Annotated in this window: 9 protein-coding genes, 1 rRNA gene and 1 other annotated feature; of the genes, 4 read left to right on the top strand and 6 right to left on the bottom strand. The window is 41.2% G+C overall.

The window, feature by feature from the left end; genetic code table 11:
• Positions 1 to 65: 65 nt before the first annotated feature.
• The 4 genes from BN6556_RS03865 to rlmN all read right to left on the bottom strand — a co-directional run bounded on the left by BN6556_RS03865 (position 66) and on the right by rlmN (position 8,106).
• Positions 66 to 1,630: ribosomal RNA gene (locus BN6556_RS03865) — 16S ribosomal RNA — on the bottom strand.
• A gap of 583 nt (positions 1,631 to 2,213) precedes the next feature.
• Positions 2,214 to 4,631 (bottom strand): leucine--tRNA ligase, encoded by a 2,418-nt coding sequence (gene leuS, locus BN6556_RS03860; protein ID WP_066187349.1) that lies wholly within the window; start codon positions 4,629 to 4,631, stop codon positions 2,214 to 2,216.
• An 80-nt stretch (positions 4,632 to 4,711) separates the two neighbouring features.
• Positions 4,712 to 4,927 (bottom strand) — a binding site (T-box leader).
• A gap of 81 nt (positions 4,928 to 5,008) precedes the next feature.
• On the bottom strand, positions 5,009 to 6,670 hold the full coding sequence (locus BN6556_RS03855) for a glycoside hydrolase family 13 protein (RefSeq protein WP_066187348.1): 1,662 nt from the start codon (positions 6,668 to 6,670) through the stop codon (positions 5,009 to 5,011).
• A gap of 362 nt (positions 6,671 to 7,032) precedes the next feature.
• The gene (rlmN, locus tag BN6556_RS03850; RefSeq protein ID WP_066187344.1) at positions 7,033 to 8,106 is read right to left on the bottom strand and encodes a 23S rRNA (adenine(2503)-C(2))-methyltransferase RlmN; all 1,074 of its coding nucleotides are present in this window, start codon (positions 8,104 to 8,106) and stop codon (positions 7,033 to 7,035) included.
• 861 nt (positions 8,107 to 8,967) lie between these two features.
• Between rlmN and BN6556_RS03845 the strand changes: the two genes are divergently transcribed.
• Positions 8,968 to 9,168 carry a cold-shock protein gene (locus BN6556_RS03845; protein ID WP_018934369.1) on the top strand — a complete coding sequence of 67 codons (201 nt, stop codon included), beginning with the start codon at positions 8,968 to 8,970 and terminating at the stop codon, positions 9,166 to 9,168.
• A 44-nt stretch (positions 9,169 to 9,212) separates the two neighbouring features.
• On the opposite strand, the gene BN6556_RS03840 is transcribed toward BN6556_RS03845, so the two are convergent.
• Positions 9,213 to 9,563 carry a DUF488 domain-containing protein gene (locus BN6556_RS03840; protein WP_066187341.1) on the bottom strand — a complete coding sequence of 117 codons (351 nt, stop codon included), beginning with the start codon at positions 9,561 to 9,563 and terminating at the stop codon, positions 9,213 to 9,215.
• A gap of 88 nt (positions 9,564 to 9,651) precedes the next feature.
• Here BN6556_RS03840 and BN6556_RS03835 point away from each other — a divergent pair, with 88 nt between their 5' ends.
• Positions 9,652 to 10,653, top strand: a complete 1,002-nt coding sequence (locus tag BN6556_RS03835) for an LLM class flavin-dependent oxidoreductase (RefSeq protein ID WP_066187339.1) — start codon at positions 9,652 to 9,654, stop codon at positions 10,651 to 10,653.
• Between the two features lie 68 nt (positions 10,654 to 10,721).
• On the opposite strand, the gene BN6556_RS03830 is transcribed toward BN6556_RS03835, so the two are convergent.
• The gene (locus BN6556_RS03830) at positions 10,722 to 11,534 is read right to left on the bottom strand and encodes an alpha/beta hydrolase (protein ID WP_066187335.1); all 813 of its coding nucleotides are present in this window, start codon (positions 11,532 to 11,534) and stop codon (positions 10,722 to 10,724) included.
• Between the two features lie 359 nt (positions 11,535 to 11,893).
• Here BN6556_RS03830 and BN6556_RS03825 point away from each other — a divergent pair, with 359 nt between their 5' ends.
• Positions 11,894 to 13,372: an MDR family MFS transporter gene (locus BN6556_RS03825; RefSeq protein WP_316245308.1), complete on the top strand. Its 1,479-nt coding sequence runs from the start codon at positions 11,894 to 11,896 to the stop codon at positions 13,370 to 13,372.
• 192 nt (positions 13,373 to 13,564) lie between these two features.
• Positions 13,565 to 13,831, top strand: a complete 267-nt coding sequence (locus BN6556_RS03820) for a hypothetical protein (RefSeq protein WP_066187330.1) — start codon at positions 13,565 to 13,567, stop codon at positions 13,829 to 13,831.
• Positions 13,832 to 13,889: the final 58 nt, after the last annotated feature.

The raw sequence follows: 13,889 nt of genomic DNA, 5'->3' as shown, positions 1-13,889 counted from the left end.
CTCAAAACTGAACCAAACAACCTAGTATGTGGCACCTCGTAAGAGGTGTTCCGTTCTATCCTTAGAAAGGAGGTGATCCAGCCGCACCTTCCGATACGGCTACCTTGTTACGACTTCACCCCAATCATTGGCCCCACCTTCGGCGGCTGGCTCCAATTGGTTACCCCACCGACTTCGGGTGTTGCCAACTCTCGTGGTGTGACGGGCGGTGTGTACAAGGCCCGGGAACGTATTCACCGTGGCATGCTGATCCACGATTACTAGCGATTCCGGCTTCATGCAGGCGAGTTGCAGCCTGCAATCCGAACTGAGAATGGTTTTATGGGATTGGCTTCACCTTGCGGCTTCGCTGCCCTTTGTACCATCCATTGTAGCACGTGTGTAGCCCAGGTCATAAGGGGCATGATGATTTGACGTCATCCCCACCTTCCTCCGGTTTGTCACCGGCAGTCACCTTAGAGTGCCCAACTGAATGCTGGCAACTAAGATTAAGGGTTGCGCTCGTTGCGGGACTTAACCCAACATCTCACGACACGAGCTGACGACAACCATGCACCACCTGTCATTTGGTCCCCGAAGGGAACTCCCTATCTCTAGAGACATCCAAAGATGTCAAGACCTGGTAAGGTTCTTCGCGTTGCTTCGAATTAAACCACATGCTCCACCGCTTGTGCGGGCCCCCGTCAATTCTTTTGAGTTTCAGCCTTGCGGCCGTACTCCCCAGGCGGAGTGCTTAATGCGTTAACTGCAGCACTAAGGGGCGGAAACCCCCTAACACCTAGCACTCATCGTTTACGGCGTGGACTACCAGGGTATCTAATCCTGTTCGCTCCCCACGCTTTCGCACCTCAGCGTCAGTTACAGACCAGAGAGCCGCCTTCGCCACTGGTGTTCCTCCACATCTCTACGCATTTCACCGCTACACGTGGAATTCCGCTCTCCTCTTCTGTACTCAAGTTCCCCAGTTTCCAATGACCGCTTGTGGTTGAGCCACAAGATTTCACATCAGACTTAAAGAACCGCCTGCGCGCGCTTTACGCCCAATAATTCCGGACAACGCTTGCCCCCTACGTATTACCGCGGCTGCTGGCACGTAGTTAGCCGGGGCTTCCTCGATAGGTACCGTCAAGGTACCGCCCTATTCGAACGGTACTTGTTCTTCCCTAACAACAGAACTTTACGATCCGAAAACCTTCTTCGTTCACGCGGCGTTGCTCCGTCAGACTTTCGTCCATTGCGGAAGATTCCCTACTGCTGCCTCCCGTAGGAGTCTGGGCCGTGTCTCAGTCCCAGTGTGGCCGATCACCCTCTCAGGTCGGCTACGCATCGTCGCCTTGGTAAGCCATTACCTTACCAACTAGCTAATGCGCCGCGGGCCCATCTGTAAGTGATAGCCGGAGGCCATCTTTTCCCTTCTCTTCAGGTGAAAATAAGGGGGTATCGGGTATTAGCTCCGGTTTCCCGGAGTTATCCCCGTCTTACAGGCAGGTTGCCCACGTGTTACTCACCCGTCCGCCGCTCGTTCCAGCACCTTCCCTCCGAAGAGTTCCGCTGCCTTCCCGCGCTCGACTTGCATGTATTAGGCACGCCGCCAGCGTTCGTCCTGAGCCAAGATCAAACTCTCAATATAGTTTGTACTTGTGCTCGCTTTTGACAAGCTAGCTTTTTGCTTTTCTTCTTACACATACTGGTTGTTTTGTTCAGTTTTCAATGATCAATGAATTCTGCCTATTTATTCTTTAAGTAAGACAGTAAAAAGATTATACCAAATTAAATAGATTATGTCAACAAGAATTTAATATAATCAAAATCAATGCCAACCTTTACAATACTACATGTTTTGTTTGGGTATGTCAACTAGTAAATTACTTACCATTCATTTCTGACAACTTGAAGTGGTGACTTCTCACTTCCATGCCGAAAGCCGCTTTATCTCTCCCCTTCACATTTCATAAGAATGGAAGCTTCTTGTAAAATACGTTAAATGGTAGAATCACCACTTCGCATCACTTTCCTTATTACTTCATAAAGCATAACCATAACTTCTGGGATTACCCATTTCCATCTAGAATAACAAAAAGAGCACGAGTCATGATTTTCGTTTGAACAACCAAAACAACAAATTAGACACTATCACGATCACCGTCCTCATCCAAAACACCTTTATAAGTGACATAAAAACCAGCTGCCAAAGAGCGACAGCTGGTTTGAGATTAATTAGCTACAATATTTACTAATTTGCCAGGAACAGCAATAACTTTCCTGATTGTTTTTCCTTCCAAACGCTCTTTGATACTATCTATTGATAGAGCTTTTTCTTCCATCTCTTCTTTGGTAGCATCCTTGGCAATCATCATTTTTGCCCGTACCTTGCCCATCACCTGAATAACTACTTCCACTTCATCTTCTACCAATTGCGCTTCATCATACGTTGGCCACGTTTCATAAGCAAGGCTTTCCGTATAACCTAAACGAGCCCATAATTCTTCTGCAATATGCGGTGCCACCGGTGAAAGTAATTTAACAAAGGCTTCTGCATAGAAACGAGGAATCTGATCAGCTTTATAAGCTTCATTAATGAACACCATCATCTGAGAAATACCGGTATTAAATCGTAAATCTTCAAAATTGTGTGTCACCACTTTTACCGTTTCATGATAGACTTTATCCAATGCAGATGGTTCATTACTATCCGTCATTTTCTCAGAAAGCGTCTCATCATCTGTAATAAACAAGCGCCATACCCGATCTAAGAAACGTCTTGCACCGTCTAAGCCATTCGTACTCCAAGCAACAGACGCATCTAAAGGTCCCATAAACATTTCATATAGTCTAAGTGTATCTGCTCCATGCGTTTCAACTATTTCATCAGGGTTCACAACATTCCCTTTGGACTTACTCATTTTCTCATTGTTTTCGCCTAAAATCATACCTTGATTATAAAGTTTTTGGAACGGTTCCTTCGTAGATACTACACCAATATCATATAAAAATTTATGCCAGAAACGAGCATATAGAAGGTGTAAAACAGCGTGCTCTGCTCCGCCAATATATACATCAATCGGCAACCAGTCTTTTAGCAATTCTGGATCAGCCAACTGTTCCGTATTATGCGGGTCTACATAACGCAAGAAATACCAACAGCTCCCTGCCCATTGCGGCATCGTATTGGTTTCACGACGCCCTTTCTTCCCTGTTTCCGGATCGACTACACCAACCCATTCCGACACATTCGCTAACGGAGATTCACCCGTACCCGATGACTTTATTTCATCGATTTCTGGAAGAACTAAAGGCAGCTGATCTTCTGGAACGGCTGACATCGTTCCATCCTCCCAATGAATAATGGGAATAGGTTCACCCCAATACCGTTGACGGCTAAACAACCAGTCACGTAATCGATAAGTAACTTTCTTTTCCCCAACATTATTCTCTACTAACCACTCAATCGCCTTTGTAATTGCTTCTTCTTTGTGAAGACCATTTAAAAAGTCAGAGTTGATGTGTGGTCCATCACCTGTGTAAGCCTCATTCTCTATATTTCCACCCTTTAAAACAGGGACAATGTTCAAATGAAAAGCTTTAGCAAATTCATAGTCTCGTTCGTCATGTGCTGGAACGGCCATAATCGCACCGGATCCGTAAGTCATCAATACATAATCAGCCACCCAGATTGGCAGTTTTTCTCCATTAATTGGATTAATGGCATATCCACCAGTGAATACTCCGGTCTTCTCTTTTGCTAAATCCGTGCGTTCTAGGTCGCTTTTCGTTTTTATTTTTTCTAAATAATCATCGACCGTCTGTTGCTGTCCAGGTGTTACCACGATGTCAACTAATGGATGCTCAGGAGCCAATACGGCATAGGTTGCCCCAAACAAAGTATCTGGTCTAGTAGTGAATACATCAAATGATTCAGAATGACCATCAATCGTAAAGGTAACCTCCGCCCCCTCTGAACGGCCGATCCAATTACGCTGCATATCTTTAATACTTTCTGGCCAATCCAATTCTTCCAAATCTTCTAACAAACGATCAGCATAGGCGGTGATTTTCAACATCCACTGTTTCATTGGCTTCCGCTCTACAGGATGTCCACCCCGTTCACTTTTCCCGTCGATAACTTCTTCATTTGCCAATACAGTACCAAGAGCTGGGCACCAATTTACCGGCACTTCATCTATATAGGCCAATCCTCTCTCATATAATTGGAGAAAAATCCATTGGGTCCATTTATAGTAATTTGGATCGGTCGTATTAATTTCTCGATCCCAGTCATAAGAGAAACCTAACTCTTGGATTTGACGACGAAACGTTTGAATATTTTCCTTCGTGAATTCAGCAGGGTCATTCCCCGTATCTAAGGCATACTGCTCAGCAGGCAGTCCAAAAGCATCCCAGCCAATTGGATGTAACACCTCATATCCTTGCATTCTCTTCATCCTGGACAAGATATCTGTTGCCGTATAACCCTCTGGATGCCCTACATGTAATCCCGCCCCGGAAGGATAAGGAAACATATCCAATGCATAAAATTTATCTTTCTCAGACTTTGTATTTGTGGCAAACGTCTTCTTTTCCAACCAATAGTTCCGCCATTTTTTCTCTATTTTCAAATGATCGAACGACATGAATGCTCCTCCTTCAACATCTTAAGATTAAGCCGCAAACAAACCTATGTTCTGAACACAAAAAAATCTCCCTTATCCCGTAATGGGACGAGAGAGATTCCCGCGGTACCACCCAACTTTAGTGTTCAAACAAACACCCACTTCCGTTCCTTAACGCGGAAAACGACAAAGGCTACTTATTGTGTTCACCTTTGTGACATCTGAGGCGAGTTCATAAAGACACAAGAACGACTTGCACCGACCGTCATCTCTCTGCACATGTGAACTTTATTACTATTCCTCATCATCGTCATGTATGCTAAACGTTAGTTTATGATTGGCATTTACTTTCTGATAGTTTATAGAAATGTCTGACTTTTGTCAAGGGAGATGCGACGTCACCATATATATACACAGGCTTGATAAGGCTGTAGAGATAATGTATTAGTTAACTCTGTTTGATCCAAATTAGCTAATGCTAAGACAGGTTCTTTTTTCACAATTTCCTCTGGGATTTCCAGTTTGGCTTCCTCTTCGAATAGATTGACTACGATTAAGGCGCCATGTTCTACTAAATTCCTTGTATAAGCATATACATGTGGATTTTTTTCGTCGACTAAATCATAGGTGCCGTATACGAATTGCTGATTTCCTTGTCTAAGTTGAATCATTTTTTTATAAAAGTGAAGAATGGAGTCTGGGTCTTCCTGCTGTTGCTCCACGTTAATGTTCGTATAATTTGGATTCACTTTCAGCCAAGGACTACCAGTGGTAAATCCTGCATTTGCAGAGGCATCCCATTGCATTGGTGTACGAGAGTTATCACGCCCGCCTTTCCAAATATCTGCCATGATGGCTTGGTGAGACCTTCCTTCCTTTTGTTCTTGTCGATATTTATTCTTAATTGCTACATCGTTATAATCGTTAATCGAATCAAATTGTACATTCGTCATTCCCAGCTCTTGACCTTGATAAATAAACGGGGTCCCTTGCATGAAGAAGTACATTAACCCCAAACTTTTCGCTGAACGCTCACGATAGTTGGAATCATTCCCCCAAGTGGAAACAGAACGAGGCTGATCATGATTTTCTAAGAATAAAGCATTCCATCCTATACCTTCCAAGCCTTTCTGCCATTTTGTTAATACTTCCTTCAAGGTTTTTATATCCAATCCGCCTTTGTCACTTATATCCCAAAGATCGAGGTGTTCAAATTGAAAAATCATATCAAAATAGCCTTTGTCTTCTCCAACCCATTGTTCTGCCTCTTCTAACTTAACGCCGTTCGCTTCTCCAACGGTCATAATATCATATTGATTTATCGTCTGTTCCGCAAATTCTCCCAAAAACTTGCCAATACCTGGCTGATTCATATGACCATCAAAAGAAGGTACATACTTCTTACTTTTGGGATTAGGCATATCAGGAAATCCTGCTGTCTTCTTAATATGAGAAATGGCGTCTACTCGAAACCCGTCTATTCCTTTGTCCAGCCACCAATTGACCATATCATACAATTCATGACGCACTTCCGGGTTCTCCCAATTTAAATCAGGTTGTTTTCGAGAGAACACATGCATATAGTATTCATTAGTCTGTTCATCATATTCCCAAGCAGACCCACCGAAGATCGACTCCCAGTTGTTCGGTTCTTTTCCACTCTTTCCTGGCCGCCAAATATAGTAATCACGATATGGATTATCCTTTGCTGAACGAGATTCCACAAACCATTTGTGTTCATCAGACGTGTGATTGATAACAAGATCCATGATCAACCTCATGCCACGATTGTGCACTTCATCCAGTAATCGATCAAAATCTTTCATCGTGCCAAACTCGCCCATGATTGCTTGGTAATCACTAATATCGTAGCCGTTGTCGTCATTAGGAGATTCATATATGGGGCTGATCCACACTACATCAATTCCTAAATCTTGCAAATAATCAAGTTTGGCTATGATCCCTGGTATATCACCGATTCCATCGCCATTCCCATCCATAAAACTTCTTGGGTATATTTGATAAGCTACTGCCTCTTTCCACCATTTCTGTGTCTGCATTGTCTGGCCCCCTATGTAACTGATTTATTTTTATGCGCAAACGATTGCGCTTATACCATCTTATCATGAATAAGGGTGTTGTCAATTTATTATTTGTTTTACCATATGCAAAAAGCAAAGAAATGTACTTGGTCTTTTGTAGACAGGCAATGGAGATTGTTACTACCCTTATTGTTGTAGTTTCATTATTTCTAGACATGTAAATTACAACAGGGTTATTGATTTTATCGTATTTTTCTAACTTGATGAATGGAAAGTTCTCTCCACTTTTCGAAAAAAAGCCCCACTCATCATTGAAAATGAGGGAGGCTTTGATAATGGTTATGTCATTCGATCAGGATCTACTTACATGAAGTTTGGCTCTATGCCTTTTGTTTATCTTTCTTTATTTGCTTACTTCTTAGCTGTCCGCATGCCGCATCAATATCCGTTCCGTGCTCTACACGCACGCCACAATTTATTCCATTCTCAAGCAATACTTGATAGAAATCCAAAATCGCCTGTTTCTCACTGCGATCATATTGAATGTGTTCATCCACTGGGTTATAAGGAATTAAATTCACGTAAGACAAGTGGCGCTTATTTTTTAATAACTGTACAAGTTGCTCCGCCTCTTGTTTATGATCGTTTACTCCTTTTAATAAAATATATTCAAAGGTAATCCGGCGATTGGTTTTTTCCAGATAATAATCGATCGCATCCATTAGTTTCTCAAGAGGGAACGCTCGGTTAATTTTCATAATTTGTGTTCTTAATTCATTATTTGGTGCATGCAAGGATAAGGCCAAATTGACTTGCATGTTTTCATCCGCAAAATCATAAATTCGTTTCGCCAATCCGCTTGTTGACACCGTAATATGACGAGCACCGATAGAAAGCCCGTTTTGATCATTGACAATTCTTAAGAAATTCATCGTATTCTGATAATTATCAAATGGTTCGCCGATACCCATCACTACAATATGACTAACACGTTCTTGTTTCTCTTTTTGGTCCAAATGTTTCTGTACATTGACAATTTGCTCTACGATTTCCCCAGCAGATAAGTCGCGATCTTTAGTGAGAATACCACTCGCACAAAAGGAACACCCAATATTACAGCCTACTTGAGTAGTTACGCATACCGAGTAGCCATAAGGAAATTTCATTAAAACCGTTTCAATCAAATTACCATCAGTTAACTTAAACAAGAATTTAATGGTACCATCTTTTGATTCTTGTTTGATTTCCTGCTGTAACGTTCCTAAGTAAAAGTTCTCTTCCAGTACTAATTGACAGTCTTTGTTTAGATTCCGCATTTCATCGAAGCTGTTCACACGTTTTTTGTATAACCAATCCCAAACTTGTTGCGCGCGAAATTTCTTTTGACCATGTTCTATTAACCAATCTTGCAATTGTTGTTGTGTTAATGAATAAATAGAGGTTTTCACCAACATCCCCCTTTTCTAAATAAGACAAATCTTCATCATTTCATCATACTGAATATTTGACAGCTATGCAAGTTTAAAATTTTAATACGGTGATATCTATACTATTTACAAAGTGGTTATGGTCAATCATAATAAAGTTGATTTTTTCCTGTTTATTCAGTTCAAGATCAAAGCGTGACCATGTTCATAGGATTTTCTTTGCTTACCATATAAAAATACATGGGACTACAGCACTTCTGTAATAAGAAAAACCAAGCAACCCCCATCTGGCCCTTTATTACTATATAAGTTGAACTTATAAATGTAACAAAAACGTGTGACAAGCAAGTCATTGCTCGCATGATTTTCTGATAATGCCTCGTTTGATTCATTCGTGTGGATGGATCAAGAGCACATACCAGATCAATGAGACATTATTTCATTCCACTTATGTAATCAAAAGAAAATGCTGACTACCGATAAGGAGAGAATATGACTTTACGATATGGCATAATTGGACTCGTTACGTTACATTATCCAACGTATCGGTATTACGATTCATTCCAGGTCAACATCATTTCAAATCCTATTATACCAAGGATTCTATGCTTTATTTCCATATAAAAAATAGTCCCTGCCATCTTAGCCTGAACAGGAAAACGCATGGTTATTCGAGATAAAAAAACTATGCTGTAAAGAAATTCATCACCATGAAATAAAAGAATTTACATAGTTTGGGTTGCTTTTTTTGTCTATGCTTGTTATAATGCAATTAGCTATTTTGTTCGATGACACCTTCAAGTATGTAACGTAAAGTGTTCGTTTTGGGGCAAGAGCAAGAATAGTAATACATTTGTGTGAAAGTTTCACACTAGGAGGAAAAGAAATATGGTACAAGGTACAGTAAAATGGTTTAACGCAGACAAAGGTTTTGGATTCATCGAAGTTGAAGGACAAGACGACGTATTCGTACACTTCTCTGCTATCCAAGGCGAAGGCTTTAAAACACTTGAAGAAGGTCAAAGCGTAACTTTCGATATCGAAGAAGGTAACCGTGGACCACAAGCTGCTAACGTAGTGAAAAACTAATTAGCGCTTTTGTAAAAAAGCTTATGCAGTTGCATAAGCTTTTTTTATTGGATTAATTCTTCTAAAATGACAACATGGTTATACACTTCATCCTTAGCCCCATACACCAATGTCAGGTTATCACCATATTTATTTCGATATTCTCTTAACGACTCCAGCGCTGTTGCTTTATCCTGATCTTCTTTTAATTCTTGCATATATTTCTGCCTAAACATGGCAAACTTCGTCGGATCATGGGCAAACCATTTCCGCAATGCCGGGGACGGGCCAATCTCTTTTAACCATACATCGATTTGTGCCTTTTCCTTGGACACTCCTCTTGGCCAAAGACGATCCACCAAAATCCGAAAACCATCTTGTTTGCTTGGTAATTGATACACTCGCTTTCTTCGCATATACTTCCCCCTAAGCAAATTATTAGACCTTTCCACTCCTTCAGCGTATCATTTCCTACATATTAGATTACCTTAAGGAGTGATATACTTGTCAACCACATTTTCCAATGTAAACTTTTCTGTTTTAGATTTAGCACCGATTCTTTATCAACAAGACATCCGTACTTCTTTAAATAACAGTGCTGACTTAGCTCAACACACAGAACAGCTTGGTTATCACCGCTATTGGTTGGCCGAACACCATAACATGCCCGGTATTGCTAGTTCTGCCACTTCCTTGTTGATTAGCCATGTAGCCAGCCATACCCAATCTATTCGCGTTGGATCTGGGGGCATCATGTTGCCGAATCACGCACCACTCGTTATCGCCGAGCAGTTTGGTACGTTAGACGCCTTATACCCTGATCGAATCGACCTTGGCTTAGGACGAGCACCGGGAAGTGATCAAGCAACTGCCTTTGCCTTACGTCGGACACTAAACAGTAGTCCAGAAGACTTTCCTAATCAAGTAGAAGAATTAGAATCCTATTTTGCAGGAGATGCGCGTGTCAAGGCCGTTCCCGGCAAAGGAGCAAATGTACCAATCTGGCTACTAGGCTCTAGTGATTTCAGTGCCCGATTAGCGGCTGAAAAAGGACTGCCTTTTTCTTTTGCCAGTCACTTTTCTCCAGATTATACGGTACCTGCTTTAAGCCTATATCGTGATCGATTTCAACCTTCCGAGCACTTAAATCAGCCGTATGCCATGGTGGGTGTCAATATTATTGCAGCCGAGACAAATGAAAAGGCCAAATGGTTAGCCACCTCACAACAACAGCAATTTCTTTCGATGGTACGAGGCGCACCTTCTCAATTAATGCCGCCAATCGATGATATTGACCAAGAATGGAGCATATATGAAAAGGCTTCTGTTGAAAAAAATGTGAATAGTAAGTCTACCATTATTGGTGATAAGACAGCTGTCGCCGAGAAACTTGCCCAGTTCCTTGAAGAAACTGCGGCAGATGAAGTGATTATTAATTCACAAATTTATGATCATGAAGCAAGAAAACAATCCTACCAAATCGTCGCCGACGTAGTAAACGGTTAAGTTTATCCCCCTTCTTCTGCCATTTCTTTAGGCAGGAAAAGGGGGATTTTATCATAATCAAACCTTGCTCAATGCTTTTTGCGACTAGCTGGATTATTCTGGATTGGAAGCCATTCCAATACTTCCTGAATCACTGTATCCCAATAGCCCCATTCATGTTCTCCAGCACTAAATGATTCTGTAATCGGCACATCTAATTCCATAGCAAATTGATACATGCGCTTATTACTATCCCAGAGAAAATCCTCTGTTCCACAAGCTTGGAATAACTTTGGAATCCTTTGTTTATCTTCCTTCAACATTTGCAGCAGATAAAAAAGATCAACATCGGTATCTGTTAAATCCTCACCAGCAAAAATATGATAAAGAGCATTGGCGACTGGGTTACTTTCACCTTTCACTTGGCGGTAATGGGTCGCAATATCCATCACACCGGATAAACTAGCTGCGGCGGCAAAACGATCTGGATGACGCAATGCCCATAACCATGCACCATATCCACCCATCGATAATCCGGCTACAAAATTATCTTCTCGTTTATCAGATAGCGGAAAAAATGATCGGGCTTTTTGGGGTAATTCCTCTGCGATAAATGTCCAATATTTTTTTCCATAACTCATATCCAAATAAAAGCTATGATCCACTTGTGGCATGATCACCGCTATACCATATGATGCTGCATATCGTTCGATCGAGGTTCTCCTTGACCAGATCGTATGGTCATCACTAAAACCGTGTAATAAATACAAGACAGGAAGCTTACCATCCATGCGTCGATTTTTTTGACCGATTTGATTGGATGTTTCTTCCGGCAGAATAACCGTCATGGTTGTACTAAGATTTAATACATCAGAAAAGAAATTACAAGTAATTAATGCCATCATTCATCCCCCCTATGTCTCATTTCCTTTTTATTATTCTAGCACAGATACTTGCTGTTTGTAGATGAAAAGCACCGTTTTTTTTCACAGATCTTAAGCTAGAGTTTCCATTAAGTTAAATCAAAGTAAACAATATGAGTGGCAGCTTCCTCTATCCACTTATTTAAAGATCAAAACCGGTTCGAAACCAAAACGCTTTCTTATTTTATGTAGATTAACCATGCGCCATCAGAAAAAAGCTTATTTCTGACAAACCAAAAGAGAATCTGCTACAATAAAGGGAAGTTCCAACAATCATATATACTCGCTAATTTAGACGAGAAGATTACATACAAATAGTTGCAGCAAAGGACGAATAAATGATGGTAGATAAACAAACAAAACGACCGCTCGTATTAATCGCCTTGGTACTCTCCATGTTTATGGCAGCCATTGAGGGAACCATTATCGCTACAGCCATGCCAAATATCGTTTCCGACTTAGGTGGATTCTCATTATATAGCTGGGTTTTTTCTAGCTTTCTATTAATGCAAGCGGTAACTACGATGGTATATGGAAAACTAGCCGATTTATTTGGACGAAAACCGATTTTTGTTATTGGTGTAGGGATTTTTCTTATCGGTTCCTTATTATGTGGACTTGCTCATACGATGACTGCCCTGATTATTTTCCGTCTTATCCAAGGATTGGGGGCAGGTGCCATCCAACCTATCGTAACCACCATGGTAGGAGATATGTATAATGCCGAAGAACGAGCTAAGGTGCAAGGATACCTAGCTAGTGTCTGGGGAATTTCTTCCGTTGTCGGCCCACTTCTAGGTGGATTTATTGTTCAATTTATACATTGGGCTTGGATCTTCTGGATTAACATCCCGCTTGGTTTAATTGGCTTGGCAGGAGTGATGATATTCTTCCACGAAGATGTAAATAAGGAGAAGAAAAAGGTTGACTATCTTGGCACCAGCCTTTTCTTTATCGCCATTTCCTCGTTAGTTATTGTTTTTGTGCAAGCCGGAACTAATTGGGCATGGATGTCTCTAGAGACCCTAGGCTTGCTTGGATTATTTATTATTGGTATCGTTCTGTTCATATGGCAAGAACGTAAATCCACAGCACCAATGATGCCCTTGCACCTTTGGAAAAATAAACTCATGGTCATTGCCAACGTAGCTACTTTACTTTCCGGTATGATTGTTTTAGGATTATCCAGCTTTCTCCCCACCTTTGTACAAGGGGTGATGGGAGAATCAGCGATTGTTGCAGGATTTACGCTGAGTACTTTATCGGTAGGTTGGCCGATATCTGCCACCATTGCAGGGCACTTGGTATTACGAATTGGTTTTAAACAAACAGCATTTATAGGTGGTATCGCCTTGTTTATTGGTACATTGCTCTTTTTCTTACTGGATGCCGATAAAGGACCGATCTATGCAGGTGTTAGCTCATTAGTAGTAGGCGTCGGCATGGGGCTCACGTCAACAACATTTATCGTAGCCATCCAAAACAGTGTATCCTGGCAAGAGCGAGGAGCAGCCACCTCCTTAAATATGTTTATGCGGGTTATCGGTAGTGCGGTCGGCGCCTCTTTACTTGGCGGGCTCTTAAATCTCAGGCTACAGCATTTCTATCAACAACAGGCTGTAGATGTGGATATGCCCAATACGGATGCCTTATTAAATCAGGATCTCCAAGACACCATTTCGTCGGATACCTTGACATTAATGCAAGATGGGCTATCTTATGCACTACATACGGTATATCTAGGCTTGTTTTTAATTGGTACGCTTACGTTTATCATTCTATGGTTTTTCCCGAAAGTATCGATACCCAAGCAATAAGACTTTGAAGAAACGCGCATTTGTATGTTTTGACTTAAACGTACGTTATTCGACAACGCTACAAAGAAGATACCAATGGAAGATACAATTACCTAACATCTTCAATATCTCTTAGTAATGACAAAGCCAGATACCAAATAAACTTCTTAGTCTTTCTTCATTATGGTATGATAAGAATAGGGGGTGTACATCATGAAGCTAAGCAATTTTATTTTACACAATGATATTTTACTTGTTCATGCCGATATTAATGGAAATGATTACATCTTTACCGTTAAATGGCGAACTTTTACTAATAAAAAGGGTGGCGATTGGGAATTAAAATCCTATCTCAATAATTCCAACGGTAAAAGAGACCTAACCGAACAGCAGCTGCAGAAATTTATCGACCGAATTAATCCGCAATGGGACTGGGACAATGATCAGAAGCACATATCGGATGCATTAAAAAATGACTAGTGGCAAACTTAGACCACTAGTCATTTTTTCGATAAGAGGATGACCTCGAATCTTCTAA

Origin of the sequence: Gracilibacillus timonensis (assembly GCF_900086715.1) — a bacterium.
Classification (GTDB): Bacteria; Bacillota; Bacilli; order Bacillales; family Amphibacillaceae; genus Gracilibacillus; species Gracilibacillus timonensis.
This window is presented reverse-complemented; position numbering and strand designations above follow the sequence as displayed.